This window comes from Luteimonas huabeiensis HB2, assembly GCF_000559025.1.
In the GTDB taxonomy this organism is placed as follows: domain Bacteria; phylum Pseudomonadota; class Gammaproteobacteria; order Xanthomonadales; family Xanthomonadaceae; genus Luteimonas; species Luteimonas huabeiensis.
Genome location: NZ_JAAN01000026.1, coordinates 128,321 through 155,030, shown reverse-complemented (window position 1 = coordinate 155,030; position 26,710 = coordinate 128,321). Strand labels below are relative to the sequence as shown.

25 protein-coding genes are annotated in these 26,710 nt (G+C 75.0%); 10 read left to right on the top strand and 15 right to left on the bottom strand.

Annotation, left to right across the window (positions count from 1 at the left end):
* Positions 1 to 62: 62 nt before the first annotated feature.
* Entirely contained in the window at positions 63 to 503 is a 441-nt protein-coding gene (locus tag Z164_RS0111520; RefSeq protein WP_024890848.1) for a DUF4870 domain-containing protein, read from the top strand.
* A gap of 288 nt (positions 504 to 791) precedes the next feature.
* Here the strand turns inward: Z164_RS0111520 and asd are convergent, their stop codons facing one another.
* Together asd and Z164_RS0111510 are read right to left on the bottom strand one after the other, a co-directional pair.
* Entirely contained in the window at positions 792 to 1,670 is an 879-nt protein-coding gene (gene asd / locus Z164_RS0111515; RefSeq protein WP_024890847.1) for an archaetidylserine decarboxylase, read from the bottom strand.
* Between the two features lie 5 nt (positions 1,671 to 1,675).
* On the bottom strand, positions 1,676 to 2,314 hold the full coding sequence (locus tag Z164_RS0111510; protein ID WP_024890846.1) for an SCO family protein: 639 nt from the start codon (positions 2,312 to 2,314) through the stop codon (positions 1,676 to 1,678).
* A 144-nt stretch (positions 2,315 to 2,458) separates the two neighbouring features.
* Here Z164_RS0111510 and prmB point away from each other — a divergent pair, with 144 nt between their 5' ends.
* The 9 genes from prmB to trpA all read left to right on the top strand — a co-directional run bounded on the left by prmB (position 2,459) and on the right by trpA (position 12,426).
* Complete coding sequence (gene prmB, locus Z164_RS0111505; RefSeq protein WP_024890845.1) at positions 2,459 to 3,406, top strand: 50S ribosomal protein L3 N(5)-glutamine methyltransferase; 948 nt, start codon at positions 2,459 to 2,461, stop codon at positions 3,404 to 3,406.
* 7 nt (positions 3,407 to 3,413) lie between these two features.
* Positions 3,414 to 4,514, top strand: coding sequence for a chorismate synthase (gene aroC / locus Z164_RS0111500; protein ID WP_024890844.1), 1,101 nt, complete (start codon positions 3,414 to 3,416; stop codon positions 4,512 to 4,514).
* On the top strand, positions 4,507 to 5,535 hold the full coding sequence (locus Z164_RS20450; RefSeq protein ID WP_043689869.1) for a 2-hydroxyacid dehydrogenase: 1,029 nt from the start codon (positions 4,507 to 4,509) through the stop codon (positions 5,533 to 5,535). Before aroC ends, Z164_RS20450 begins: the two co-directional genes overlap by 8 nt.
* Positions 5,536 to 5,628: 93 nt before the next feature.
* Positions 5,629 to 6,663: an aspartate-semialdehyde dehydrogenase gene (locus Z164_RS20445; RefSeq protein ID WP_043689868.1), complete on the top strand. Its 1,035-nt coding sequence runs from the start codon at positions 5,629 to 5,631 to the stop codon at positions 6,661 to 6,663.
* Positions 6,664 to 6,739: 76 nt separating this feature from the next.
* Positions 6,740 to 8,554 carry a motility hub landmark protein FimV gene (locus Z164_RS0111485; RefSeq protein ID WP_081770156.1) on the top strand — a complete coding sequence of 605 codons (1,815 nt, stop codon included), beginning with the start codon at positions 6,740 to 6,742 and terminating at the stop codon, positions 8,552 to 8,554.
* 174 nt (positions 8,555 to 8,728) lie between these two features.
* A complete protein-coding gene (truA, locus tag Z164_RS0111480; RefSeq protein WP_024890842.1) occupies positions 8,729 to 9,526 on the top strand; it encodes a tRNA pseudouridine(38-40) synthase TruA in 798 nt (265 codons plus the stop codon).
* On the top strand, positions 9,523 to 10,203 hold the full coding sequence (locus tag Z164_RS0111475) for a phosphoribosylanthranilate isomerase (RefSeq protein ID WP_024890841.1): 681 nt from the start codon (positions 9,523 to 9,525) through the stop codon (positions 10,201 to 10,203). The genes truA and Z164_RS0111475 overlap by 4 nt, the downstream gene beginning before the upstream one ends.
* Complete coding sequence (gene trpB / locus Z164_RS0111470) at positions 10,200 to 11,432, top strand: tryptophan synthase subunit beta (protein WP_024890840.1); 1,233 nt, start codon at positions 10,200 to 10,202, stop codon at positions 11,430 to 11,432. The genes Z164_RS0111475 and trpB overlap by 4 nt, the downstream gene beginning before the upstream one ends.
* Before the next feature lie 169 nt (positions 11,433 to 11,601).
* Positions 11,602 to 12,426, top strand: coding sequence for a tryptophan synthase subunit alpha (trpA, locus tag Z164_RS0111465; protein ID WP_024890839.1), 825 nt, complete (start codon positions 11,602 to 11,604; stop codon positions 12,424 to 12,426).
* A gap of 65 nt (positions 12,427 to 12,491) precedes the next feature.
* Here the strand turns inward: trpA and gspN are convergent, their stop codons facing one another.
* The 13 genes from gspN to Z164_RS0111400 all read right to left on the bottom strand — a co-directional run bounded on the left by gspN (position 12,492) and on the right by Z164_RS0111400 (position 26,628).
* The gene (gene gspN / locus Z164_RS0111460; protein WP_024890838.1) at positions 12,492 to 13,211 is read right to left on the bottom strand and encodes a type II secretion system protein N; all 720 of its coding nucleotides are present in this window, start codon (positions 13,209 to 13,211) and stop codon (positions 12,492 to 12,494) included.
* On the bottom strand, positions 13,208 to 13,681 hold the full coding sequence (gene gspM, locus Z164_RS0111455; protein WP_024890837.1) for a type II secretion system protein GspM: 474 nt from the start codon (positions 13,679 to 13,681) through the stop codon (positions 13,208 to 13,210). The genes gspN and gspM overlap by 4 nt, the downstream gene beginning before the upstream one ends.
* Positions 13,678 to 14,862 carry a type II secretion system protein GspL gene (gspL, locus tag Z164_RS21385; protein ID WP_024890836.1) on the bottom strand — a complete coding sequence of 395 codons (1,185 nt, stop codon included), beginning with the start codon at positions 14,860 to 14,862 and terminating at the stop codon, positions 13,678 to 13,680. The genes gspM and gspL overlap by 4 nt, the downstream gene beginning before the upstream one ends.
* Complete coding sequence (gspK, locus tag Z164_RS0111445) at positions 14,859 to 15,857, bottom strand: type II secretion system minor pseudopilin GspK (protein WP_024890835.1); 999 nt, start codon at positions 15,855 to 15,857, stop codon at positions 14,859 to 14,861. The genes gspL and gspK overlap by 4 nt, the downstream gene beginning before the upstream one ends.
* The gene (gene gspJ, locus Z164_RS0111440) at positions 15,848 to 16,438 is read right to left on the bottom strand and encodes a type II secretion system minor pseudopilin GspJ (RefSeq protein WP_152540927.1); all 591 of its coding nucleotides are present in this window, start codon (positions 16,436 to 16,438) and stop codon (positions 15,848 to 15,850) included. The genes gspK and gspJ overlap by 10 nt, the downstream gene beginning before the upstream one ends.
* Positions 16,438 to 16,812 carry a type II secretion system minor pseudopilin GspI gene (gene gspI, locus Z164_RS0111435; protein ID WP_024890833.1) on the bottom strand — a complete coding sequence of 125 codons (375 nt, stop codon included), beginning with the start codon at positions 16,810 to 16,812 and terminating at the stop codon, positions 16,438 to 16,440. The genes gspJ and gspI overlap by 1 nt, the downstream gene beginning before the upstream one ends.
* 1 nt (position 16,813) lies before the next feature.
* Complete coding sequence (locus tag Z164_RS0111430) at positions 16,814 to 17,302, bottom strand: GspH/FimT family pseudopilin (RefSeq protein WP_024890832.1); 489 nt, start codon at positions 17,300 to 17,302, stop codon at positions 16,814 to 16,816.
* A gap of 3 nt (positions 17,303 to 17,305) precedes the next feature.
* A complete protein-coding gene (gene gspG / locus Z164_RS20435; RefSeq protein ID WP_425477223.1) occupies positions 17,306 to 17,827 on the bottom strand; it encodes a type II secretion system major pseudopilin GspG in 522 nt (173 codons plus the stop codon).
* A 402-nt stretch (positions 17,828 to 18,229) separates the two neighbouring features.
* A complete protein-coding gene (gspF, locus tag Z164_RS0111420; protein ID WP_024890830.1) occupies positions 18,230 to 19,423 on the bottom strand; it encodes a type II secretion system inner membrane protein GspF in 1,194 nt (397 codons plus the stop codon).
* A 1-nt stretch (position 19,424) separates the two neighbouring features.
* Positions 19,425 to 20,882: a type II secretion system ATPase GspE gene (gene gspE / locus Z164_RS0111415; protein WP_024890829.1), complete on the bottom strand. Its 1,458-nt coding sequence runs from the start codon at positions 20,880 to 20,882 to the stop codon at positions 19,425 to 19,427.
* Between the two features lie 20 nt (positions 20,883 to 20,902).
* Positions 20,903 to 23,029, bottom strand: coding sequence for a type II secretion system secretin GspD (gspD, locus tag Z164_RS20430; RefSeq protein ID WP_043689919.1), 2,127 nt, complete (start codon positions 23,027 to 23,029; stop codon positions 20,903 to 20,905).
* Entirely contained in the window at positions 23,020 to 23,871 is an 852-nt protein-coding gene (locus tag Z164_RS0111405) for a type II secretion system protein N (RefSeq protein ID WP_024890828.1), read from the bottom strand. The genes gspD and Z164_RS0111405 overlap by 10 nt, the downstream gene beginning before the upstream one ends.
* Positions 23,872 to 24,000: 129 nt before the next feature.
* Entirely contained in the window at positions 24,001 to 26,628 is a 2,628-nt protein-coding gene (locus Z164_RS0111400; RefSeq protein WP_024890827.1) for a TonB-dependent receptor domain-containing protein, read from the bottom strand.
* Positions 26,629 to 26,710 lie beyond the last annotated feature (82 nt).

Sequence of the window (26,710 nt, the reverse complement as noted above, 5' to 3'; positions counted from 1 at the left end):
GCGCTGCGTGCGGACCCATGATGCGGACAAGGCGCGATGTCCGCGCCGCCGGAGATACGACCATGTCGAGTACCGAAGCCTTCAACGCCCCGACGTCCGGCGAGCGCAGCTGGGCCGCCGCGGCGCACCTGGCCGCGCTGGTGCTGGCCCTGCTCACGAGCTGGCTGGCCGGCGTCGCCGGAGTGGTCGGTGCGGGCATCGTCTGGCTGCTCAAGCGCGACGACTCGCCCTTCGTCGCCGAGCACGCCCGCGAGGCGCTCAACTTCAACCTCAGCATGCTGATCTACGCGCTGGTCGCCTGCGCGATCGGCGTCGCCCTGGTCGGGGCCACGGTGCTGACCCTGGGCCTGGGCGCGATCCTGACCCTGCCCGCGGGCCTGGCGCTGCTGGCGGCGGCCGGCATCATCGCGCTGCTGTGGCTGGTGTTCAGCGTGATCGCCGCGGTCAAGGCCTTCAACGGCGAGCCGTACCGCTACCCGCTGAGCATCCGCCTGATCGGCTAGCGCGTATCGCGTTCCCTCTCTCGCAAGCGGGCCCATGCCGTCCCTTCTCCCGCAAGCGGGCCCATGCCGTCCCTTCTCCCGCGAGCGGGCTCATTTTGCACGCCTGCGGCGTGCCCCCCATCCGCCTTCGGCACCTTCCCCCGCTTGCGGGGGAAGGGAAATCAGGATGCTCCCCGCTTGCGGGGGAAGGGAAAAACAGGATGCTCCCCGCTTGCGGGGGCAGGCCAGAGACAGCGCGCCTCCAACAGCGGGCCTTTCGCGCGCTGAATGTCGATGCAGCCTAGCGCGTCAGGACGCCGGCCGCGCGGCCGGGGCGCGCAGCCGCGCCAGCGCCTGGCCGACCCGCACCGGCGATTCCGGGCCCAGCGCGGGCGACAGCTCGGCCACGCCCGGCGGCAGCAGCACGATCACCGTGGAGCCGTAGTTGAAGCGCGCCATCTCGGCGAAGCGCTCCAGCACGATGCCGCGCGCGCGCCAGTCGCGGCGGGTCACGCGGCGCGCGTACTTCGGGATCTCCACGCCGCTCCACACCGTCTCCACGCCGGAGACCAGCATCGCCCCGACCATCACCACCGCCATCGGGCCGAAGTCGGTGTCGAAATGGCAGACCAGGCGCTCGTTGCGCGCGAACAGCCGCGGCACCGCCGATACCGCCGACGGACCCACGCTGAACAGCCGGCCCGGCACGTGCACGGTTTCGCGCAGGCGGCCGGTCCAGGGCATGTGCACGCGGTGGTAGTCGCGCGGGGAGAGGTAGATGGTGGCGAAGGCGCCACCGTCGAAGGCCTCGGCGTCGGCGGCGTCGCCCAGCAGCTCGGCGGCGGTGAACGAGCGGCCCTTGGCCTGGAAGATGCGCCCGCGCTCGTCGGGGTGGCCGATCGTCCCGCACTGGCTGACGCGGCCGTCGGCCGGCACCAGCAGCGCGCGCGGATCGGGATCGGCCACGCGCACGTCCGCGCGCAGGGCGCGGGTGAAGAAGGCGTTGAAGCTGGCGTAGGCGCCGGCGTCCGGTTCCGCGGCCTCGGTCAGATCCACGCCGAAGCGCCGCACCACGGTGTCGATCAGCCAGCGCCGGACCCGCGGGTTTTCCGAATAGGCCAGCCGCCGCGCGAGCGCGGACAGCCAGCGGTGCGGCAGCACGTAGCTGAGGCGGGTGATCGGGTCCATGGGCCTCAGCGGGCCTCGGTCAGCATGCGCAGGTCGGCGGCGATCGCGTCGGGGTCGAACGGCGGCTGGATCACCCCGGCCATGCGCGCCTGCGGATCGAGCACCGCCAGCGCGGCGGAATGGTCGATGCTGTACTGGTGCTCGGGATAGCCCTCGGGCGGCGGCACCTTCATGAACACCAGCGACAGCGAGCGCGCGAAGGCTTCCAGCGCGGGGATGTCGGCGGTGGCGGCGAGGCTGTCGCGGTGGAAGGCGGCGGCGTACTCGCCGATGCGGTCGGGCGTGTCGCGCTCGGGGTCCACCGAGACGAACAGCACGCGCGGGCGCACCGCATCGGGCAGGTCCTCCCACTGCGCCTGCGCGCGCGCCAGCTCGGCCAGGGTGGTCGGGCACACGTCCGGGCAGTGGGTGAAGCCGATGAAGACCACCGTCCAGTGGCCGTGCAGCTCGCCGGGCACCAGCTGGGTGCCGTCGGACTGCTGCAGCTGGAACGGCGGCAGCGCGCGCGGCTGCGGGAACAGGGTCACTGCGCGGGTCTGCGGCGCCGCCGGTACCGGGTCGGAGAGCAGCTTCTGCGCGGCCAGCAGGCCGAGGCCGCCGGCCAGCGCCAGCACGAGGATCACGAGGGTGGGGCGGTTGAACAAGGGGCTGCGTCCGCGAAGGGGAGGGCGGCGCCATGATACCCGGCGCTTGGTGCGCGCGCCGGCCGGAAGCGGCCGCAAGCCCGCCGCACGCTTTATACTTCGCGGTCACCCTTACGCACCGTCCGCGCCCGCGGGCGCGTTTCCATGGCCGACGAACTGCACACGATCATCGACCTGATCCGCTACGGCGCCAGCCGCTTCAACGCGGCCGGGCTGACCTTCGGCCACAGCTACGACAACGCGCTGGACGAGGCCACGCAGCTGGCGCTGCACGCGCTGCACCTGCCGCACGACCTCAGCCCGGTCTACGGCCAGGCGCGGGTCACGCTGGCGGAGAAGGAGGAGGTGCTGGGGCTGTTCCTGCGCCGCATCGAGGAGCGCGTGCCGGCCGCCTATCTCACCGGCGAGGCCTGGTTCGCGGGGTTGAGCTTCAAGTCCGACCGCCGCGCGCTGGTGCCGCGTTCGCCGATCGCCGAGCTGATCCTGTCGGGCTTCGAGCCGTGGCTGGGCGGGCGCGAGGTGACGCGCGCGCTGGACCTGTGCACCGGCTCGGGCTGCATCGCGATCGCGATGGCGCACTACCGGCCGGACTGGCGGGTGGACGCGGTCGACCTCAGCGAGGAGGCGCTGTCGCTGGCGGCCGAGAACCGCGAGCGGCTGGGCGCCGGACACGTGCGCCTGCTGCGCTCGGACCTGTTCTCCGGCCTGCAGGGCGAGCGCTACGACCTCATCGTGACCAATCCGCCCTACGTGACCGACGACGAGACCGACGCGCTGCCGCCGGAGTACGGCCACGAGCCGGAGCTCGGCCTGCGCGCCGGCGCCGACGGGCTGGACCTGGTGCTGCGGATCCTGCGCGACGCGCCGCTGCACCTGACCGACCACGGCCTGCTGGTCTGCGAGGTCGGCGAGGCCGAGCGCGCCGTGCACCGGCTGCTGCCGGAGCTGCCGCTGGCCTGGGTGGAGTTCAAGGTCGGGCAGATGGGCGTGTTCGTGGCCGAGCGCCGCGACCTGGTCGCGCACAACGCGCGCATCGCCCGGCTGGCCGCCGAGCGCGAGGCCGGCGCGGCGCCGTCGGCCGGGCTGTTCTAGGGCGGCCATGAGCAACACCACCGGCCGGCTGCTGCGCGTCACCACCTTCGGCGAGTCGCACGGGCCGGCGATCGGCTGCGTGATCGACGGCTGCCCGCCCGGCATCGCGATCGCGCCGGAGGATTTCGCCCACGACCTGGCGCGCCGCGCCACCGGCAAGAGCCGCCACACCTCCGCGCGCCGCGAGGCCGACGCGGTGGAGATCCTCTCCGGGGTCTACGAGGGCGTCACCACCGGCACCCCCGTGGCGCTGCTGATCCGCAACACCGATGCGCGCAGCAAGGACTACGCGAACATCGCCCGCCAGTTCCGCCCGGGCCACGCCGACTACGCCTACTGGCAGAAGTACGGCGTGCGCGATCCGCGCGGCGGCGGGCGCGCCTCGGCGCGCGAGACCACCATGCGCGTGGCCGCGGCGGTGATCGCCAAGAAATGGCTGCGCGAGCGCCACGGGGTGACGGTGCGCGCGCACCTCTCGCGCCTGGGCGAGCTGGCGCCGGCCGCGCACGACTGGAGCGCGGTCGAGGACAACCCGTTCTTCTGGCCCGACCCGGCGCAGGTGCCGCAGCTCGAGGCCTACATGGACGCGCTGCGCAAGTCCGGCGATTCGGTCGGCGCCGAGGTGACCGCGGTCGCCGACGGCGTGCCGCCGGGCTGGGGCGAGCCGGTCTACGGCAAGCTCGACGCCGAGCTGGCCGCGGCGATGATGTCGATCAACGCGGTCAAGGGCGTGGCCATCGGCGACGGCTTCGCCAGCGTGGCGCAGAAGGGCAGCCAGCACCGCGACGCGATGGCGCCGCAGGGCTTCCTCAGCAACCACGCCGGCGGCGTGCTGGGCGGCATCAGCACCGGCCAGCAGGTGGTGGTGTCGGTGGCGTTCAAGCCGACCTCCAGCCTGCGCCTGCCGGTCGAGGGCCTGGACGCCGACGGCAACGAGGTCGAGATCGTCACCACCGGCCGCCACGACCCCTGCGTCGGCATCCGCGCCACGCCGATCTGCGAGGCGATGCTGGCGCTGGTGCTGATGGACCAGGCGCTGCGCCATCGCGCGCAGTGCGGCGACGTCGGCGCGGTGGCGCCGCGCATCCCCGGGCAGGCCGATGGCTGAGCCGCGGCCGCGGGTCTGGGTGAGCCAGCCGCTGTTCGACGACATCGTCGCGCGGCTGGCGGCGCACTTCGAGGTGCGCGCGGCGAGCGCGGTCGCCGCCTACGCCCCGGCCGACATCGCCCGCGCGCTGGCCGACGCGGACGGCGCGCTGGTGACCCTCAACGAGCGCATCGGCGCCGACGAGATCGCCGGCGCCAGCCGCCTGCGCGCGATCGCCAACGTCGGCGTGGGCTACAACAACCTCGACATCGACGCGCTCTCGGCCGCCGGCGTGCTGGCGACCAATACCCCCGACGTGCTGACCGAGACCACCGCCGACCTCGGTTTCGCGCTGCTGATGGCCGCCGCGCGCCGGATCGGCGAGTCCGAGCGCTGGCTGCGCGCCGGCCGCTGGAGGCAATGGTCGTTCTCGACCCTGCTCGGCGCCGACATCCACGGCAGCACGCTCGGCATCCTCGGCATGGGCCGGATCGGCCAGGCCATCGCCCGCCGCGGCGCGCATGGTTTCGGCATGCGCGTGGTCTACCACAACCGCAGGCCGCTGCCCGGCGAGGCGGAGGCCGCGCTCGGCGCCACCTGGCTCGAGTTCGAGCGCCTGCTGGCCGAGGCCGATCACCTGGTCCTGGTGCTGCCGTACTCGGCGGCCACCCACCACATCGTCGATGCCGCCGCGCTGGCGCGGATGAAGCCCACCGCGACCCTAGTCAACATCGCCCGCGGCGGCATCGTCGACGAGCTGGCCCTGGCCGAGGCGCTGGCCGCCGGGCGGCTGGCCGCAGCGGGGCTGGACGTATTCGAGGGCGAGCCCGCGGTGCGGCCGGAACTGCTCGCGCTCGACAACGTGGTGCTGACCCCGCACATCGGCAGCGCCAGCCTCGCCACGCGCCGGGCGATGGTGGCGCTGGCGGTGGACAACCTGATCGCGGCCCTGGGCGCGGGCCCGCACGCCGGGCGGCCGCCGAGCCCGGTCAATGCCGACGCCGTCGCCGAGACCCTCGGAACCCGCGACCGGAAACGGTAGGGAGCCTCGTACGCGCGATCCAGGGCGCGGGGAGGTTCCCCGAACACGGTCCCGCCGCGAATCCGTTCCCATCCCCTTCCACGAGACCCCTCCATGTCCCTCGATTCCCGTCGCTTCAACGTCGCGGTCGTCGGCGCCACTGGCGCCGTCGGCGAGACCATGCTGTCCATCCTGGCCGAGCGCAGGTTCCCGGTCGGCCGACTCGTCGCGCTCGCCTCCGAGCGCTCCGCCGGCGGCCACGTCGCCTTCGGCGACGACGAGATCCTGGTCCAGGACCTGGCGAGCTTCGACCCCGCCGGCATCGACATCGCCCTGTTCTCGGCCGGCGGCGACGTCTCCAAGGCCTACGCGCCGAAGTTCGCCGCCGCCGGCGCGGTGGTGATCGACAACTCCTCGGCCTTCCGCTACGACGACGACGTGCCGCTGGTGGTGTCCGAGGTCAATCCGGAGGCGCTGGCCCGGCGCCCGCGCGGCATCGTCGCCAACCCCAACTGCTCGACCATGCAGATGCTGGTGGCGCTGGCGCCGCTGCATCGCGCGGCCGGCATCGAGCGCATCAACGTGGCCACCTACCAGTCGGTCTCGGGCGCCGGGCGCTCGGCGCTGGAGGAACTCGGCCGCCAGACCGGCGCGCTGCTGAACTTCCAGGGCGCCGATCCGCAGCGTTTCCCGGTGCAGATCGCCTTCAACCTGATCCCGCACATCGACGACTTCCAGGACAACGGCTTCACCAAGGAGGAGATGAAGCTGGTCTGGGAGACCCGCAAGATCCTCGGCGACGCGTCGATCCTGGTGAACCCGACCGCGGTGCGGGTGCCGGTGTTCTATGGCCACGCCGAGGCGGTGGCGATCGAGACCCGCGACAAGCTCAACGCCGCGGCCGCGCGCGCGCTGCTGGAGGCCGCGCCGGGCGTGGTGGTGGTGGACGAGCGCCGCGCCGGCGGCTATCCCACCCCGGTCACCCACGCCTCCGGCAGCGACGCGGTGTACGTGGGCCGCATCCGCGAGGACATCTCGCACCCGCGCGGTCTGAACCTGTGGATCGTCTCCGACAACATCCGCAAGGGCGCCGCGCTCAACGCGGTGCAGCTGGCCGAGCTGGTCGCGGCCGAGCGCGCCGGCGGCTGAGCGGGCGGCGGCGGTGGCGCGGGATGTACGTTCCCGGGCACCCTGCTAGAGTCTGGGCCCGATGAAGGGGAGTGGCATGCCGGGAGTCTGGCGGAGACTGGGAGCGGTCGTCGAGCGCGGGCGCGCGGTGCGCCCCGCGGCGGCGCTTCTGCTGCTGGCGCTGAGCCTCGCCGCCGGTCCGGCGGCCGCGCTCGGCCTGGGCCAGATCCAGGTGCGTTCGCAGGCCGGCGAGCCGCTGCTGGCGGAGATCCCGGTGGTCTCCACCGACCCGGCCGAACTGCGCGAGCTGCGCGCGCGCCTGGCCTCGCCCGAGACCTTCGCCCGCATCGGCCTGGAGCCGCCGCAGGGCGCGGTGTCGGACCTGCAGTTCAACGTCGCGCTGGACGCGAGCGGCAGCCCGGTCATCCGCGTCACCACCCTGGCGCCGGTGCGCGATCCGCTGCTGACCTTCCTGCTCGAGGTCGACTGGGGACAGGGCCGGCTGGTGCGCGAGTACTCCGCGCTGCTGGACGCCCCGGCCACCGTCGCCGCGCCGGCGCAGCCGCCGATCCAGGCGCCGCGACCCGCGGCGGCGCCGGGCGCCGGCGCCATCGTCCGCGAGGCGGCGGCCGGTGCCGCGCCCGATCCGGCGGCGGTGGACGCCGCTGCGCCCGGGCCGGCATCCGTCGACGCCGATGCCGCGCCGGCCGCCACCGCGCCGGTACCGCCGGTGCTGCCGGTGCCGGTGGCGGCGACCTCCGGTCGTTCGACGCCGGGGCTCTACGGGCCGGTGCAGGCCGGCGACACGCTGAGCCAGATCGTGCAGCGGATCGCACCGGACGACGACGTGACCGTCAACCAGATGATGCTGGCGCTTCTGCGCAGCAACCCGGAAGCCTTCATCGGCGGCAACGTCAACCTGCTGCGCGAAGGCGCCGTGCTGCGCATCCCGAGCCGGGACGAGGCGGTCGCGCTGGGCGCGCGCGAGGCGACCGCCGAGATCGCGGCGCAGGTCGCGCGCTGGCGCGAGCTGTCGCAGCCGGCGCCGCAACCGGAGCCGGCCGCGATCCCGCTGGAAGGCGCCGCCGGCGCGCCGGACGCGGCGGCGCCGACGGCCACCGCCGCGCGCGACGCGCGGCTCGAGATCGTGCCGCCGACGGCCGGCGGCGCGCAGCAGGCAGGGACACGGTCCGGCATCGCGGCCGGCGGCGAGGGCGACATGCTTCGACAGGAACTTCAACAGGTGCAGGAAACCCTGGCCGCGCGCGATGCCGAGGTCGAGGAGCTGAAGGCGCGGCTCGACGAGCTGGAGCGGCTGCAGCGCCAGCAGCAGGCACTGATCGCGCTCAAGGACGGCGAGCTGGCGGCCGCGCAGCAGCGCCTGGAGACCTCCAACCGCGAGGCGGCGCCCGCCGGTGGCGGCGGCGCGATGCCGTGGATCGGCGGCGGGATCGCCGGGTTGCTGCTCGCCCTCGCGGTGGCCTGGCTGCTGCGCCGGCGCGCCGACCGCGCGCCGGCGTTCCGCGCGCCGCCCCCGTCCTCGGCACCGGTCGCCGATCCGCCGGCACCGGCCGCGCCGTCGCCGTCCGCATCGCCGACCTGGCATGCCGCCTCCGGCCGCGCCGCGGCGGACCCGATCACCCACGGCGCCGCCGCCGCCGCGCCCCCGGCACAAGCCGGGCTCGCGCCGTCGCCGGCCCCGGTCGCCGCCGTCGACGAGGCGCCGGCCGACGCGAGCGATGCCGCCGCCGCCGCCGGCGAGCGGATCGAACTGGCGCGCGCCTACGTCGAACTGGGAGACCCGGAGACCGCGCGCTCGCTGCTGCGCGAGGCGATCGACGGCGGATCCGCGCCCGAGCGCGCCGAGGCCGAAGCGCTGTTGCGCCGGCTGGACGCCGCGCCCCCGAGGTAGGCGCGCGTCGCGCGAGCGGCCTGCGCCGCGATGTCCATCGCGCGCGGGCCCGAGCAGCGATGCCGGCGGGCGATCGCTCTGAACGGTTCAGCCTGCGCCACGTCCGCGGCGCGCGCGTGCTCCGCACGCGCGACAGGCCCTAAGATGCTCGCCTTCCTTATCGATGGTCCGCCCATGCGTTTCGCCCTCGGCGTCGAGTACGACGGCACCGATTTCCTCGGCTGGCAGCGGCTCAGCCAGCCCGGCGAGGCCGGCCCGCCGACCGTGCAGGGCGCGCTCGAGGCGGCGCTGTCGGCGGTCGCCGACGCGCCGGTGGAGACCGTCTGCGCCGGCCGCACCGATGCCGGAGTGCATGCGCAGTGCCAGGTGGTGCACTTCGACACCCAGGCGCTGCGCGAGCCGCGCGGCTGGGTGCTGGGCGCCACCGGGCGCCTGCCGCCAGCGGTGGCGGTGCGCTGGTGCGTGCCGGTGGCCGAGGACTTCCACGCGCGCTTCTCGGCGCGCGCGCGCCGCTACCGCTACCGCCTGCTGGACCGCCCGGTGCGCCCGGCGCTGGGGCGGCAGTACCTGTCCTGGTCGCGGCGCGCGCTGGACGCGGCGGCGATGCACCGCGCCGCGCAGGCGCTCTTGGGCGAGCACGACTTTTCCAGCTTCCGCACCGTGCATTGCCAGGCCCCGCACGCGCGCCGCAACCTGCAGCGCATCGCGGTCGGCCGCGAGGGCGCGGAGATCGCGGTCGATGTGCAGGCCAACGCTTTCCTGCATCATATGGTGCGCAACATCGTCGGCTCGCTGATCGAAGTCGGCGCCGGCGAGCGGCCGGAAGCCTGGATCGGCGAACTCCTGGCCGCGCGCGACCGCACTCTCGCCGGGCCCACGGCCCCTCCGGCGGGTCTGTTGTTTTTGGGACCGCTGTATCCGGCCTGCCGGGGCCTGCCCCCGGAGGTCACCGAACGAGACTTCCCCGAGTGAAGCGCACCCTGTTCCGTACCCGCATCAAGTTCTGCGGGATGACCCGTCCCGGCGACGTGCGCCTGGCCGGAGAGCTCGGCGTCGATGCCGTCGGCTTCGTGTTCGCGCACGACAGCCGCCGCCGCGTCGATCCGGAGGAGGCGCGGGCCATGCGCAACGCGCTGGCGCCGCTGGTCGATACGGTCGCGGTGTTCCGCGACAACGGCAGCGACGAGGTGCGCGACGTGATCCGCCGCGTGCGGCCCACGCTGCTGCAGTTCCACGGCGGCGAGGAAGACGCCTTCTGCCGCAGCTTCGGCGTGCCCTACATCAAGGCCGTCGGCATGGGCGCCGGCAGCGGCACCGGCGTGGTCGACATGATCGCGTTGCGGGTGCGCTATGCCGGCGCGTCCGGCTTCCTGTTCGACAGCCACGGCAAGGGCGAGGCCCCGGGCGAGGGCCGCGCGTTCGACTGGAAGCGGCTCAAGCCTGGCGTCGACGTCCCGTACTTCGTCTCCGGCGGACTGACCCCGGACAACGTCTACGACGCCGCGCTGGCGGTGCTGCCCTGGGGCGTGGACGTGAGCAGCGGCATCGAGAGCGAGCCCGGGCTGAAGGACGGCAACCTGATGCGCCGGTTCGTGGAGGAGGTGCGCCGCGCCGACTGCGAGGAACTGTGCGAGGGCGGTTGCGCATGAGCGCCGGATCGCACGACGCGCACGGCGCGCTGGACTTCCACGCCTGGCCCGACGCACGCGGGCACTTCGGCCGCTTCGGCGGGCGCTTCGTCGCCGAGACCCTGATCGGCCCGCTGCAGGAACTGGCCGCGGCCTACGACGCCGCGCGCGTGGACCCGGCCTTCGTCGCCGCGTTCGAGAAGGACCTCAAGCACTACGTCGGCCGCCCCAGCCCGATCTACGAGGCCGAGCGGCTCAGCCGCGAGGTGGGCGGCGCGCGCATCCTGCTCAAGCGCGAGGACTTGAACCACACCGGCGCGCACAAGATCAACAACACCATCGGCCAGGCGCTGCTGGCCAGCCGCATGGGCAAGCCGCGCATCATCGCCGAGACCGGCGCCGGCCAGCACGGCGTGGCCTCGGCCACCGTCGCCGCGCGGCTGGGCCTGGAATGCGTGGTGTACATGGGCGCCACCGACATCGAGCGGCAGAAGATCAACGTCTACCGCATGAAGCTGCTCGGCGCGAAGGTGGTGCCGGTGACCAGCGGTTCGGCCACGCTCAAGGACGCGCTCAACGAGGCGATGCGCGACTGGGTGACCAACGTCGCCGACACCTTCTACATCATCGGCACCGTGGCCGGGCCGGACCCGTACCCGCGCATGGTGCGCGACTTCAACGCGGTGGTCGGCCGCGAGGCGCGCGCGCAGATGCTGGCCGAGTACGGCCGCCTGCCCGATGCGATCACCGCCTGCGTGGGCGGCGGCAGCAACGCCATCGGCCTGTTCCACGCCTTCCTCAACGACCCGGGCGTGCGCATCGTCGGCGCCGAGGCCGCCGGCGAAGGCATCGCCAGCGGCCGCCACGCCGCCTCGATCGCCGCCGGCCGCCCCGGCGTGCTGCACGGCAACCGCACCTACGTGCTGTGCGACGACGACGGCCAGATCGTCGAGACCCACTCGGTCTCCGCCGGCCTGGACTACCCCGGCGTCGGCCCCGAGCACGCCTTCCTCGCCGAGCAGGGCCGCGCCGAGTACGTCGGCATCGACGACGACGAGGCGCTCGCCGCGTTCCACCTGCTGGCCCGCACCGAGGGCATCCTGGCCGCGCTCGAATCCAGCCACGCCATCGCGCAGGCGATCAAGCTCGCCCGCGAACTGCCCCGCGACGCGCTGGTGCTGGCCAACCTGTCCGGCCGCGGCGACAAGGACGTGCACACCATCGCCGCGCGCGAAGGGGTGGAGGTATGAGGGGCGGAAAGTCGGGACTCGGGACCCGGGACCCGGGACCCGGGAAAAGCGCCGGGCGTCGTCTGGAGGGGACACGTTGGGCCGGTCTTGGAGCGAACGCGAACCTCTCAAACGCTCCGCGAGCCGCTTCCTGCCTTTCCCGCGTCACGGCTTCCGGAGTTCCGGCCCCATGAACCGCCTCGATGCTCGCTTCGCCCGCCTTGCCGCCGAAGGCCGCAAGGCCCTGATCCCGTTCGTCACCGCCGGCGATCCCTCGCTGGAGGCGACGCTGCCGGTGATGCATGCGCTGGTCGCCGCCGGCGCGGACGTGATCGAGCTGGGGGTACCGTTCTCCGACCCGATGGCCGACGGTCCGACCATCCAGCGCAGCTCCGAGCGCGCGATCGCGCGCGGCGGCGGCCTGGACCACGTGTTCGGCGCGGTGCGCGCCTTCCGCGAGCGCGATGCCGCGACTCCGGTGGTGTTGATGGGCTACCTCAACCCGGTCGAGATCCGCGGCGCCGACGCGTTCGCCGCCGCCGCCGCCGCGGCCGGGGTGGACGGCGTGCTGCTGGTCGATCTGCCGCCGGAGGAGGCGGCCGATTTCCGCGCCGCGTTCGAGCGCGCCGGCATCGCCCTGATCCTGCTGGCCTCGCCGACCACCGTCGCCGATCGCGCGGCCCTGCTGTGCGAGCAGGCGCAGGGCTATCTGTACTACGTCAGCTTCGCCGGCGTGACCGGGGCCTCCGAGCGCCTGGACGCGCAGGCCGCGGGCGAGCGCCTGGGCGCGCTGCGCGAGCGCGCGAAGGTGCCCGTGGTGGCGGGCTTCGGCATCCGCGACGCCGCCGGCGCGGTGGCGATGGCGCAGGCCGCCGACGGCGTCGTGGTCGGCAGCGCGCTGGTCGCGGCGCTCGAGGGCGCCGCCAGCGCGGACGAGGCCGCCGCGCGCGCGCGGGCGTTCCTCGCGCCGCTGCGCGAAGGACTGGACCGCGCCACGGCGCCGGCCGCGGGCTGAAGCCGGGCGCGGGCGCCAGCGCGCGTCGGTCGCGGCCGCGCAGCGCTTCCGGCCTCGGATCGTCTTCAGGACGGCGGCGGCAGCGGCGCCAGCGCACCGCGCAGCGTCGTGCTCCAGCCGCCGGGGCCGGGCCGGAACCCGGCCGCTTCCAGGACCAGGCGCATGCCGGGCTCGATCGCGCCGGGCACGCGGGCGTCGAGTTCCCACTGGCCGTCCGCATGCAGCCGCAGCTCGCCCTGCAGTCCTGGGATCGGCCCGTCGCCGCCCTGCAGCGGGATGCGCGCGTCGCGCCCGTCGCAGGCCGGGCTGCCGGCGAGGGTGGCGAAGGCGTCGTCGCTGCCGGGCCGGTGCAGCGCCAGCGCCAGGGTGCCGGCGGCGGCGCGGCAGGCGTCGCGGTCGAACAGCAGCCGCAGCGCCTGCGCGCGCAGTTCCAGCCCGATTCCGTGCGCGCCGGCGGGCATCCGCAGCCGGCCGTCCGCCTGCTGCAGGCCGCGCACCTCGCCGGCGCGCAGCCGCAGCCGTACCTCCTCGTCGCCCAGCCGCAGTTCGCGGCGCCCGATCAGCAGCGGCAGCGGCGCCAGGCCGACGTCGAGATCGCCCAGCGCGATCCCGTGCAGCGTGGCGCCCGCGATCCGGCCGCGCCAGACGCTGCCGGAGACGTTCGCGGCGGCCAGCCCGGCCCGCGTCGCGCCGGCCAGGTCGAGCGCGAGGCGCAGCGGCAGGAAGGCGGCCAGCATCGCCGCCAGCGCCAGCACGAAGACCAGCCCGAGCCTGCGCGCGCTCATGGCGGCGGGAACCGCAGGCTCGCGCGCAACCGGCCGTCGCGGCGCTCGATGTCCACCACGTCGGGTGCGATGGCATGTTCCAGGCGCAGCGCGTCCAGCCAGCCGAACAGCGCCGGCGCCGCGGCGCCGCCGATGCCGATGGCCAGGGCGCCGTCGGGCAGGACGTCCTGCCGCTCCAGGCCCAGCCCGGCCGCGCCGGCGCTGTCGATCACGATCGCCTGCCAGGCATCCGCAGCCGGCGGCGGCGGGCGCTGGGCGCGGATCGCGGCGATGCGCGCGAGCGCGGCGTCCACGTGCGCGGCGGCGCGCACGGCCTCGGCGTGGCGCTGGCGGGCCTCGTCGCGCGCGGCGCGCAGCGGCGCCAGCGCCCCGAACCAGGCGACGAACGCGGCGATCGCCGCGCACATCGCCGCGACCATCGCGCGCTCGCGCGGGCTGAGCCCCTGCCACCAGGCGGCGATGCGGCTCACGGCGCGGGCGCCTCGAGGTCGAGGTCCGAGTGCAGGCGGCCATCGGCCTGGCGGCTGCCGGCGGGCGCCAGCCGCAGGCCGTGCGCGGCGACGGCGGCGCCGAGCGCGTCGAGGTCCTCGCGCGCGCCGTGCTCGATGCGCGCGCGCAGGGCGCCGCCGGCGCGCCATTCGATGCGCTCCACGGCGGCGCCCGCGACCGACCCCAGGGCGGAGAACAGGGCCGCGGCGGCGCGCGGGAAGGTGTCGCCGGCGCGCGCGCGCGCCAGCGCTTCGTCGGCGGCGGCCACGGCCTCGGCAGGCGTTCCGGCGAGCGCGGTGGGCAGCGCCTCGGCGACGCGCTGCGCCAGGCGCGTCTCCAGCGCCCGTGCCGCCAGCCGGTGGCGCAAGGCTTCCACGCCCCAGGACAACGGCACCGATGCGGCCAGCAGGCCGGCGAGCACGGCGCTGCGCCGCCACGCCGCGCCGCCGCGGGCGCCGCCGGGGCGCACGCTGGCGTGCGCGCCCTGCAGCAGGTCCAGCGGCGGCGCCAGCGCGCCGAGCGCCATCGCTGCCTCGAACGCCTCGGCCGCGTCCGCCGGGTCCTGCGCCGGTGCCTCGGCACCGAGCAGCCGCCGGGCCAGTGCGCGTTCGACCCGGAACGCCTGCGCGGCGCCGCGGACCAGCCAGTCGCCGCCGGCGGCGAGCACGCGAGCGGGCTCGCCCTCGGCCGGGTGCGGCAGCAGCAGGTGGTCGGGGACCATCGCGTCCGCGCTCAGGCCGAGCGACTCGACGGCCTCGCGCCAGGCGCGCATGCGCGCGTCCGCCACCGCCACCACCGGCCGCGGCTCGGCGAGTCGATCCGTTTCGCCGACGGCGATGTGCAGGGCCTCGCCGGCGTCGCTGGCGAGCTCGTCGCGCAGCAGCTCGCGCGCGGCCGCCCGCGCCTGCGCGAGCGAGCGCGTGGGCAGCGCCAGCCAGCGCGCCGGCGCCTCGGTGCCGGGCACCACCACCACCAGCCGCGGGCGGCGGCGCGGCGGCGCGGCGGCGGGCGCCGGGGCGGCCAGCGTTTCGCGGGCGAGCACGCGGCCGTCGCCGGCCACGCTCAGCCGCACCGGCGCGCCGCCGGGCGCGGCCAGCAGCAGCACCTGCAGCGCGGTGCCGGCGGGCGGCGCGGCGGCCGGGATCGGATCGGTCGGGGTCATTCCTCGTGGCTCCAGCGTCGCACCCGGATGCGCGGCCGCGCATCGGGCAGGTCGGGGTCGTATTCGATCAGCGCGCTCAGCTGGGCCTGCGCCGGCCCGTGATCGACCTCGGCGCGCAGCCGGAAGTAGCGCGTGGTCAGGCGCACCTGCGACAGCGCCGCGTCGGCGGGGACCGCGCCGCGCAGGCCGGGCGCGTCCCAGAACGCGGCGACGCTGCGCCAGCCGCCGGCGGGGCGCGCGGCGATGACGCGCTGCGCGCGCGCCACGTCCAGCTCGCCGCCGGCGAGCATCGCCAGCACCGGCGCGTCGGCCGCCTGCAGGGTGTTGACGTTGACCGGCGACGGCGCGGTCGTCGGCAGCGCGCACACGTGCGGGCGCAGGCGCGCGTAGACCTCCGGGGTGTAGCCGCGGATCGCGCGCAGTTCGCTGGGCTCGGCGAGCAGGGTGTCGCCGGTGCGGTAGCCGCCGCGGCCGCGGGCATAGCCGGCGTCCTCGTGGCCGAGGCCCTCGCGCTGCTGGTCGCTGTCCACCCAGTCCGCCAGCGCGTCGGCGAGCGCCTGCGCCTGCGCGTCGGGAAATTCCAGCGCGCACAGCAGGGCGATGTACTGGCGCACGCCCTCCGGGCGCCGCGACAGCAGGTCGCCGGCGCCCTGGACCACGCTGTTGAGATTGAAGCAGGCGGTGGCGTCGCGCAGCCGGGCGCGGATGGCGCCGTGCTCGACCGGGAACACGAACGCGCGGCCGTTCCAGTCCCCGTCCAGCGTGGTCGCGACCGGGTCGCGGCGGACCAGGCGCTCGACCTGCGCGGCGGCCAGCGCCTCGGCGCCCAGCGCGTACCACTGCGCCTGCGCCAGCGCCTCGGCGTTGGCGGTACGCCGCAGCGCGAAGCGCACGTCGTCGAGCATGGCCACCACCAGCACCGACATCGTGGCCACCAGCAGCAGCACGGTGAGCAGCGCCACCCCGCGCTGGCGCCCGCCCGCGCTCACGGCCAGCTCCCCGGCATCGCGAACGCCTGCTCGACCCGGCCCAGTCCCTCGAGGTCCAGCGCCAGCCGCAGCGCCTCGGGGACGCGGTCGGCGCCGCCGGGCCAGCCGTCCATCCACTCGCCCTGGAAGCGGTAGGCGACCTCGACGCCGCGCACCCCCGCGATCACCACCTGCGGCGGCTGCAGCCGCGCGCCGTCGAGCATCGGCCGCGCGGCGCGTTCCAGGCGGCCGTCGCGCAGCCGGTATTCCACGTATTGCAGCGAGGCGCGGGGCGCCTGCGCGGGGTTCTCCCAGCCGCGCCTGACCAGCGCGAACAGCACCCCGTCGCCGGGCCGCGCGGTGCCGGCGAACGCCTGCACCGCAGCCTGGCCGGCGGCGTCGCGGGTGCGCCGCGGCGCGGCCTGGGCCAGGTCGGCGCCGAGCAGCGCGCGCGCGCGCTGCAGCTCGCCCACCCGCGCCATGCGCGCCTGGGCCACGCCCTGGTGACCGGCCGCGTAGCCCATCACCCCGACCCCGGCCGCGGCCAGCAGCGCGAACGCCGCCAGCGCGACCAGCATTTCCAGCAGGGTGAAGCCGCGCGCGCGCATCAGCGCGCCCCGCGCAGCAGCACCGCCTGGGCGGCGACGTGCGTGCTGCCGGCCGGCCGCACCAGGATCTCGATGCGCACGAGCGCGGCGTCGTCGGTGGGTTCGAGCGTGCGCGACCAGCGCCAGTCGCGGTCGCCCTGGCGTTCCTCGCCCTCGGCCCGGGCGGCGAGCGCGGGCAACGGTTCCACGCTGGCTTCGACCGCGCGGTTGCCGGCGACGATGCCCGCCAGCACGCGTTCCTCCACCAGCGCCGCGGTGCGGGTGGTTTCCCCGGCGAGGTTCAGCAGCGCCAGCACCGCCAGCGCGAACACCGCCAGCGCGACCAGCAGTTCCAGCAGGGTGAAGCCGCGCGCGCGGCGGCGGGCGCGGCCCATGTCAACGCGCCTCCGACAGGTGGACGCTGCCGTCGATGGCCACCTCCACGCGCGCGCGGCGTCCGCCCTGGGCCAGTTCGAGCGCCGCCGGCTCGGCGCCGCCGAGCGGATCGAACGCGAACCCGCGGAGCGCCGGGTCGTCGGCCAGCGCGGGCGTCACGCCATCGCGCCAGCGCACCGGCGCGAACGGCGGGGCCGACAGCGGCTGCCAGCCGCCGCTGCGCGCCACGGCGACGCGGTAGCCGAGCGGATCGGCCTCCACCCGCACCCGGCGGCCGCCGAGGATCGCCTCCTCGCGCGCGCGCGCGAGCGTGCCGGCCAGCGCTTCGGCGTCGCGGCGCAGCGCAGGCACCGGGGCCGGCGCGGTGAGGGCGACCGCGGCCGCGAGCAGGCCGATCACGGCCAGGGTCGCCATCAGCTCGACCAGGGTGAAGCCGGCCGCCGCTGCGGGCGGGATCGCGCCGGGCCGTCGCGTGCCGTGCGCGGGCATGGCTCAGTGCCAGTTGCCGATGTCGGCGGCGTCGCCTTCGCCGCCCTCGCGGCCGTCGGCGCCGAACGAATACACGTCGAACGCGCCGCCGTGGCGGCCCGGCTGGCGGTACTGGTACGGGTGGCCCCACGGATCCTCGGGCAGCCGGCGGATGTAGCCGCCGGGCCGGTAGCGCTCCGGGCGGGCGAGCCCGGCCGGCGGCCGCAGCAGCGCCTGCAGGCCGTCCTGGTTGCCCGGGTAGCTGAGGTTCTCCAGCCGGTAGGTCTCGATCGCCTGCTCCAGCACGGCGATGTCCGCGCGCGCCTTCTCGGCCATCGCGCGGTCCTGGCTGGGCATGACGTTGATCATCACCACGGTGGCGAGCAGGCCGATGATGACGATGACCACCATCAGCTCGACCAGGGTGAACCCCCCCTGTAAAACGGCGGCCGCAGGCCGCCCGCCGACGTCCCTCTCCCGCCCAGCGGGAGAGGGGGGGACCGTCCGCGGAGCGGACGGTGGGGTGAGGGCGGGCGCGCCGCGGATCCCACCGATGCCCCTCTCCCGCCTCGCGGGAGAGGGGGGGACCGTCCGCGGAGCGGACGGTGGGGTGAGGGCGGACGCGTCGCGGACCCCACCGATGCCCCTCTCCCGCCCAGCGGGAGAAGGGGGGACCGTCCGCGGAGCGGACGGTAGGGTGAGGGCGGACGCGCCGCGGATCCCACCGATGCCCCGTTCCCGCCTCGCGGTAGCGGGTGGGGCTACCTGCGGCGCGGCAGTGGATCGAAAAGCACCCTCATCCGCCCCTTCGGGGCACCTTCTCCCGCTCGCGGGAGAAGGGGAAAACCGGTATGGACTTCCGCTCGCGGGAGAAGGGAAAAGCCGCATCGCCAGCACAAGGAACGCGGGATTACCGTACGACATGAAATCGCTCCGGGAAAAATGGGATCAGCCCAGCACCATCGTGTTGAACTGCAGGATCGGCAGCAGGATCGCGAGCACGATCAGCGCCACCAGCGCGCCCATGGCGACGATGATGGCCGGCTCGAGCAGGTTCATCGCGGTGGCGGTGTAGGTGTTGAACTCGCGTTCGAGATAGTCGGCCGCGCGCTCGAGCATCGGCGCCAGGCGCCCGCTGTCCTCGCCGCTGGCGGCCATGTAGAGCAGGGTGGGCGGGAACGCGCCGGCCCGGCGCATGGCGCTGGCGAGGCTGGCGCCCTCGCGGATGTCGTCGGCCATGCGGGTGGTGGCCTGGCGCAGCACGCGGTTGCCGACGGTGCCGGCGGTGATCCGCAGGCCCTCCATCAGCGGCAGGCCGCCGGCGAGCATGATCGCCAGGGTGCGGGCCATGCGCGCGGCGTGCAGGTCGCGCAGCAGCCGCCCGACGAGCGGCGCGGCCAGCATCGCCGCATCGAAGCGCAGGCGCGGGCCCGGCCGCCGCAGCGCCGCGCCCGCGGCGAGCGCGGCGGCGACGGCCAGGGCCAGCAGCAGCGGGCCCCAGCCGGTGAATGCCTCGGACACCGCGATGACCGCGCGGGTCAGCCACGGCAGGCTGCGGCCCATCGAGTCGAACTGTTCCACCACCCGCGGGACCACGAAGGTCATCAGCGCGGCCAGGACCGCCAGCGCGGTGACCGCCAGCGCGGCCGGGTAGACCAGCGCGGCGACCAGCTGGCCGCGCACCTGCTGCTGGCGTTCGAGCAGGTCGGCCAGGCGTTCCAGGATCTCCGGCAGCGCGCCGGTGCCTTCGCCGGCGGCGACCATCGCGCGGTACAGCGGCGGGAACGCGCGGCCCTGGCGCGCCATCGCCTCGGACAGGCGGAACCCTTCGACCACCGCCGCGTGGGTGGCCAGCAGCACCCGCCGCACCGCGGCGCGCTCGGCCTGCTGGCCGAGCGTGCGCAGGGCTTCCTCCACCGGCGCCACCGCCGCCAGGGTGGCGAGCTGGCGGGTGACCAGGGCCAGGTCGCGGGCACGGAAGCGGCCGCGGCCGCGCGCGGCCGGCGCGGCCGGCGAGAGCCGCACCGGCACCAGCCGGCGCCCGGCCAGGCGCGCGCGCGCCTCGCGTTCGCTGGCCGCGGACACGGTGCCGGTGCGGGTGCGGCCGCGAGCGTCGAGGGCGGCGTAGTCGAACGCGGCCACGTCAGCCGCTCCGCTCGTCCTGGCGCACCACGCGCAGCGCCTCCTCCGGCGTGGTGACGCCGGCGGCCACGCAGGCGCGCGCGGAATCGGCCAGCCAGTCGCCGGACACCGCCGCCTCGCGCGCCAGCGCGTCCTCGTCGGCGCCGGCGGCGATCAGCGCGCGCAGGCGCTCGTCCACGGTCACCGCCTCGTAGACGCCGATGCGCCCGGCGAAGCCGGTGTGCTGGCAATGCGCGCAGCCGCCGGCGGCGTACAGCGGGCCGGCATGGGCGGCGCCCATCAGCCGCGCGCTGAGCGCATCGGCCGCGCGCGGCCGCCGGCAGTGCGGGCACAGGCGCCGGATCAGCCGTTGCGCCAGCACCAGGCGCACGGTGCTGGCGAGCAGGAACGATTCGGTGCCCATGTCGCGCAGGCGGGTGATCGCGCCGAGGGCGTCGTTGGTGTGCACGGTGGACAGCACCAGGTGGCCGGTGAGGCTGGCCTGCACCGCGATCTGCGCGGTCTCCGGGTCGCGGATCTCGCCGACCATCACCACGTCCGGGTCCTGGCGCAGGATCGCGCGCAGGCCGGCGGCGAAGCTCATGCCCACGCGGGCGTTGACCTGGGTCTGGCCCACGCCCTCGACCGCGTACTCGACCGGGTCCTCCACGGTGAGGATGTTGCGGCTGCCGTCGTTGAGCGCCTGCAGGCCGGCGTACAGCGTGGTGGTCTTGCCCGAGCCGGTGGGGCCGGTGACCAGGACGATGCCGTTGGGCTGCGCGAGCGCGGCGCGGAACGCGGCCAGCACCGCGTCCGGCATGCCCAGCGCGTCGAGCGCGCGCGCGCCCTGGTCCTTGTCGAGGATGCGCATCACCACGCGCTCGCCGTGCCGGGCGGGCAGGGTGGAGACGCGCACGTCCAGCGCCTTGGCGCCCATCGTGACCGAGATCCGCCCGTCCTGCGGCACCCGCCGCTCGGCGATGTCCAGCCGCGCCATCACCTTGACCCGCGACACCAGCATCGGCGCCAGCCGCGGCGCTAAGCTCAGCGCCTCGCGCATCACCCCGTCGACGCGCAGGCGCACCCGCAGCGCGCTCTCGAACGGCTCGATGTGCACGTCGGAGGCGCCGTTGCGCGCGGCCTCGGCGATCAGCCCGTTGATGAGCCGGATCACCGGCGCATCGTCCTGGGCGTCGAGCAGGTCGGCGGCGGCCGGCAGGTCCTCGGCCAGGGCGTCGAGATCGGTCGCGCCCTCGAGGCCGCCGGCATCGGCCAGGCCGTTGCCGGCATAGGTTTCCGAGAGCCGGCGGTCGAAGGCCGCGCGCGGCAGGACCTCGACCTCCAGCGGCACCCCGAGCGCGCGCCGCGCCTCGACCAGCCCGTCCGGCGGCGAGCCCTCGCGCAGGCCGACGCGCGCGCGCGCGCCGGCTTCCAGCAACAGCAGCCCGTGCCGGCGCGCGAACGCGTAGGCCAGCGGCATCGCCTCGGGCGCGGCGGCGTTCACGGGCTGGGGCCGGCCGGCGCCGGCGGCGCTGCGGGGCGTGGCAGCGCGGGCGGGGGCACCACCGGCGCGACGGTGCCGAAATAGTCCTGGATCAGCGCATCGAGCAGGGCGCGGCCGCTGCCGTCGGTACCGCCGCTGCCCAGCTGCTGGGCGCGCATGTAGTCGTAGCGCGGCGCGGTGACCGCCTGCGCCTGCGCGGCGTCGCGCACGATGGTCGGGCGCAGGAACACCATCAGGTTGGTCTTGTTGCGCGCGCGCGAGGTGGAGCGGAACAGCGCGCCCAGGCCGGGGATGTCGCCCAGCACCGGGATCTTGTTCACGGTGTTGCGGTCGGCCTGGTCGAGCAGGCCGCCGAGCACCACGATCGCGCCGTCGTCGGCCAGCACCCGGGTCTCGATCTCGCGCTTGGTGACCAGCAGTTCGCTGGAGTCCTCGCTGACCGGGCCGGCCACGGCGGAGACCTCCTGGCGCAGGGCGAGGGTGATGCCGCCGCCGGCGTTGATCTGCGGGCGCACCACCAGCTGGATGCCCACGTCCTGGCGCTGGATGGTGCGGAACGGATTGCTGTTGGAATCGCCCAGCACCTCGCCGGTGGTGATCGGGATCTCCTGGCCGACGAGGATGCGCGCCTCCTCGTTGTCCAGGGTCAGGATCGACGGCGTGGACAGCAGGTTGGAGGCGGTGTCGCTGCGGACCGCGTCGATGATGAGGCCGAACACCGCGCTGCCGGTCTGGCCGGCGATGCCGCCGAGGCCGCCGTTGAAGTCGAGCAGCGAACGCAGCGCCTGGTTGACCGTGGACGAGGAAGTGTCGCCGTCGCGGATGCGCTGCGCGGCCGCGGCGAGCGCGCCGGCGCCGGGCGCGCCGCCGGGGAAGTTGGTGTAGCCGAACGGGATGCGGCCGTCGCGCCCGGCGATCAGCAACTGCGCGCCGAGACGGCGCGCGGCCTCGTCGGAGATCTCCACCACCAGCGCCTCGACCAGGACCTGCTCGCGCCGGGTGTCGAGCTGGTTGATCACGTCCACCAGCAGGCGCTGGGTCTCCGGGTCGGCGTTGATGATGATGGCGTTGGCGCCGGGATAGCGGGCGATGGTGGCGCGGCGCCCCGGCGCGAGCGTCACCGAGGCGGCCAGCGGTGCGGTACCGTCGGCGCCGGCCGCGGGCAGGCCGGGGGAGGACATCGAGGCGCCGTCGCGCGCCGGCATCGACAGCCGGCCCGCGCCCGCCGCCGCGCCCGCCACGGCCGGCGGGTCGGCGTCGCCCTCGCCGCGGTGGCCGATCACCTGCTGCAGCACCGGCAGCAGTTCCTCGGCGTTGGCGTGCTGCAGGCGGATCACCCGCACGTCGCCGCTGTTCTCGGCGCGACGGTCGAGGTCCTCGATCACCCGGCGCACCGTTTCCACCAGCGCGGGATCGCCGCGCAGCAGGACCGCGTTGCTGCTCTCCACCGGCAGCACCGCCAGCGCCGCGCCGCCGCCCTGGCCGTACAGCCCCGCCACCACCGCGGCCAGTTCGCGCGCGGAGCTGTTGCGCAGGCTCACCGCCTCGACCCGGGCGCGATCCTGGTCGATCTGCGCGATCAATCCGCGCAGGCGGCGCAGGTTGTCGGCGTAGTCGGCCACCAGCAGGCCGTTGCCCTGCGGCGTGGCCAGGACCACGCCGCCGCGGCCGACCAGGGGCTGCACGGTCTCCACCGCGGCCGCGGCATCGACGTGGCGCAGCCGGAACACCTCGGTGGCGAAGCCGGCGCCGCCGGCCGCCAGCGCGCCCGGCTGGCGCGCGGCCTGCTCGTCCGGCACCACGCGGTACACGCCATCGCCGGCGGGCACCGCGACCAGGCCGTTGGCGCGCAGCGTCGCGACCAGGATGCCCAGCAGTTCCGGCTCGGTCAGCGCGTCCTCGCTGGACAGGGTGATGGTGCCCTGCACCGCCGGGTCGATCAGGAAGGTGGTGCCGGTGGCGCGTCCCACGTCCTGGATGAAGGCGCGGATGTCGGCGTTGCGGACGTCGAGCGCCGGCGCCGCGGACGCGGCCGGCGGGTCCTGCGCGAGCGTCGGCGGGGCGGCGCCCAGCGCCAGCGCGGCGGCGAGCGCGAGCGGAACGGGTCTGGGGATCAAGGCGATGTCGTCCGCAGGCTGAGGGTGCGCGCGCGTCCGTCGCGTTCCACGGTGAGCCGGGCCTGGCCGCCGCGGGCGAGTTCGGATTCCAGCTCGCCGAGGCGCTCGGGGGTGAGCGGATTGCCGTTGACGGCCAGCAGCACGTCGCCCGGTTCCAGCCCGGCCTGCCGCAGCAGCGCGCCGTCGCCGCGCGGGATCAGCGCGTAGCCGGTGATCCGGCCGCCTTCGGTCCGTGCGCTCAGGCCGGCCTGGGCGAGAAGCGCGGCGGGATCCACGGCGCCGGCGCCGGCGCGCGCGACGGTGGGGGCGGGCGCCGGCCGGTGCGCGACCGGACGCGCGCTCGCCGGCGCCGGCGCGGCGTCGAGCTCGAGCCGGCGCTCGCCGCCGGCCGTGCGCAGCAGCGCATGATCGGCGGCCACCGCCTGCAGCACGATGCCCGGTGCGACCTCGTCGCCGACCCGGAACGCCGCCTGCGGCCCGTCGCCGGCGGAGAGGATCGCAGCGCCCAGCGCGCCGGCGACGCGCAGGCCGTGCAGGCGCAACCCGGACACCTCGGCCTGCGCCGCCGGGCGCGCGTAGGCGCCGGGATGGAAGGGGTCGGATGCCAGCGCCAGCGCGGGCGCGCCGGCATCCACGGCCGCGGGGGCCGCGGCCGCGGCGCCGATCGGGCCGGAGGGCACGGCCAGCAGCCAGATCAGCCGCGCCGCCTGCGCGGCGAGCAGCACGACCAGCGCGAGTTCGACGCCGGTGCGCAGCATCGCCGGATCTCGCGGCAGGCGGATGGACGACGGCGTGAGCGGCGTTCTGGGCACGGGGGCGCGACGGGCGGCCTGGAGTGCGAACAGCATGAGAATCTTTTGTGACGGTTTGACTGCGGCTGCCACATTCGGCCGCCGGCGCGCGAGCGGGCGGCGCGATGCCCGCGAACGCAGGCGGCCCGCCCCCGCATCCGGGGACGGGCCGCGCGGCTCGGGCGCTCAGAACGAGGCCGACAGGCTCAGCGAGTAGGACACGCCGGGGTTGTAGCGGTAGACGTCGACCCGCTCGATGCCGTCCTGGTATTCGCGGTAGTCCGCCTCCAGCAGGTTGCGGGCGCTGAAGCCGAGCGTCATCTCGGTGCCGCCGAGGTCGAAGCCCTTGCGCAGCACCAGGTCGAGCGACGCACCGGGATTCTCCACGTAGTCGGGCTGGCCGGGGCGGCCGCGCGCGCTGATGCGCTCGCCCACGTAGTTGGCGATCAGGGTGGCCTGGGTGCGCGTGCTTTCGCTCTCGATGCCGAACTGGAGGTTGGCGATGTGGTCGGACTGGCCCTGCAGCACGCTGCCGTCGCGCACGAACAGGCGCGCTTGCTGGGGGGTCTGGAAGCCGTAGGGGTGCACGGTGTCGCCGTCGTCCACGTTCACCTCGGAGTTCGACCAGGTGTAGTTGGCGGCGACGTACAGGCGCTTGTCGCCCCACCAGTTGGCCTCGATCGGCAGCGCGACGTACTTCTTCGCCTCGATCTCGGCGCCGTACAGCGTGGCCGAGGGGGCGTTGAGGAAGCTCTGCAGGATGCCGCCGCCGGGCGCGTCGCTGACGTTGCTCTCGATCGGCTTGTCGATGTCCTTGTAGAACACGCCGGCGGTGAAGTACTCGCCGGAGCCGAAGAACCACTCGTAGCGGGCGTCGAGGTTGAGCAGCTCGCTGTCGACGAGGTAGGGGTTGCCGTAGAAGATGCGGTCGTTGTCCGGATCGAGGTACTGCAGCGGCGACAGCTCGCGGAACTGCGGCCGGGCGATCGTCTTCGAGGCGCCGAAGCGGATCTGCTGGTCGTCGCGGAAGTTCCAGGTCAGCGTGGCCGCGGGCAGCACGTAGCTGTTGCGCAGCGGATCGACGCCGCCCTGGCGCTGGCCGCTGAAGATGTCGTAGGTATGCACGGCCTGTACCGCGTCCTCGTAGCGCACGCCGACGGTGGCGCGCACGTACGGGGTGATCTCGGCCTCGGCCTGCAGGTAGCCGGCCTTGACCTTCAGCGTGGCGTCGTAGGCGGCGTCGCCCGAGCCGCCGGTGACCTCCTGGATGCGCAGCAGGTCCTGGCTGAGGTTGTAGTCCGAGAACAGGTAGTCCACGCGCTGGTAGCGGTTGTAGAACGGCAGCGATCCGTTGGCGGTGAAGCGGAATTCCCGGTTCTCGGCGTTGCGGTCGTTGTCGGAATAGGCCACGCCGCCCATCAGGGTGACGTCGCGCTCCACCGGCAGGCGCCAGGTCACGTCGATGCCGCCGCTGGCCACCTCGTCCTCGACGTCGCTGAAGCGGAAGTAGTTGCGCACGCGCGAGGCGTCGTGGGCCCAGTAGCCGTCCACCAGCTCGTAGCGGATGCCGCTCTCGTACGGCGCGTCGCGGGTGGCGCGCGCGATGGCGCCGCGCCACTCGATCTTCAGGTCGTCGTACTCGCCGAAGCGGTGCTCGCCGCTGATCTGGTTGTTGAGCAGCTCGCGCTCGAACCACTCGGTGTAGTCGTCGCGCACCTCGAAGCCGGCCAGGTTGTCGATGCCGGAGCGGCTGCGCGCCTCCTTGATGGTGTCGTGCACGTACAGCGTGGTCAGCGCGATGCGGTGCCGCTCGCTCTCCCAGCCGGCGCCGAGCAGGACGTTGACCTTGGCGTTGTTGGAGGTGGAGAGGAAGTCGTAGCGGTCGTTGTACTGCACGGTCTCGCCGACGAACACCGGGTCCTGCTGCACGCCGAAGCGGGTGCGCCATTCGTTGTCGAAGCCGGCCACGGCGATGAAGCCGAGCCTGCCGCTGTCGGCCAGGTCCAGCGAGTAGCCGGCGCTGCCGCCGAAGCTGACGTCGGGGTCGATGCTGTCCTTTTCCTGCAGCACGCGGATGTTGGCGCTCTGCATGCTGCGGCCGATGCGGCGGATGTCCTCGCGGGAGAAGTTGCCCAGGTCCACGCGCTGGCCGGTGGCGATCGCGTCGGAGAGTTCGCTGGGCATCTTGCGGGTGCCGTCGTCGTAGCCCCAGAAGTCGTCGTCCGAGCCGAAGTAGGTCAGGCCCTTCTCGAACGTGGTGACGCTGTTGCCGCCGGTGCCGACCGACAGGTTCAGGAACGGCGCATCGGGTACCGTCAGCGACTGCAGGTCGATCACGCCGCCGCCGAACTCGCCGGGGTAGCGCGCCGAATAGGTCTTCTGCACGGTCACCCCCTCGAGCACCTCGCTCGGGAACAGGTCCAGCGGCACCACGCGCTGCAGCGGCTCCGGGCTGGGCAGCGGCGAACCGTTGAACAGCGCCGAGGAATAGCGTTCGCCGAGCCCGCGGACGTAGACGAACTTGTCGCGCACCAGGCTCAGGCCGGTGACGCGGGTCAGCGCGGCGGCCGCGTCGGCGTCGCCGGTGCGGCGGAAATCCTCGCGGGTGATGAACGAGGCCACTTCCGAGGTCTGCAGCATCGGCTCGGGGATGTAGCGGCCGCGCACCTCCAGCGTATCGAGCTGGGTCGCGGTCTGCGCGGCCGGGCTCGGCGGGGCGTCCTGGGCCAGCGCGGGGCAGGGCGCCAGCAGCGCGGAAATGGCCAACGGCAGGTGCCGCCGGACCGGGCGGTTTCGGGTCGGGGTCGTCTTCATGGGGAGGGCCTTGACTGCGGACGGAGGAGTCCCGGGTTGCCATCGCGGCGGGGCGGCGTCGCCGCCGCCCCGCCGTGCTTCG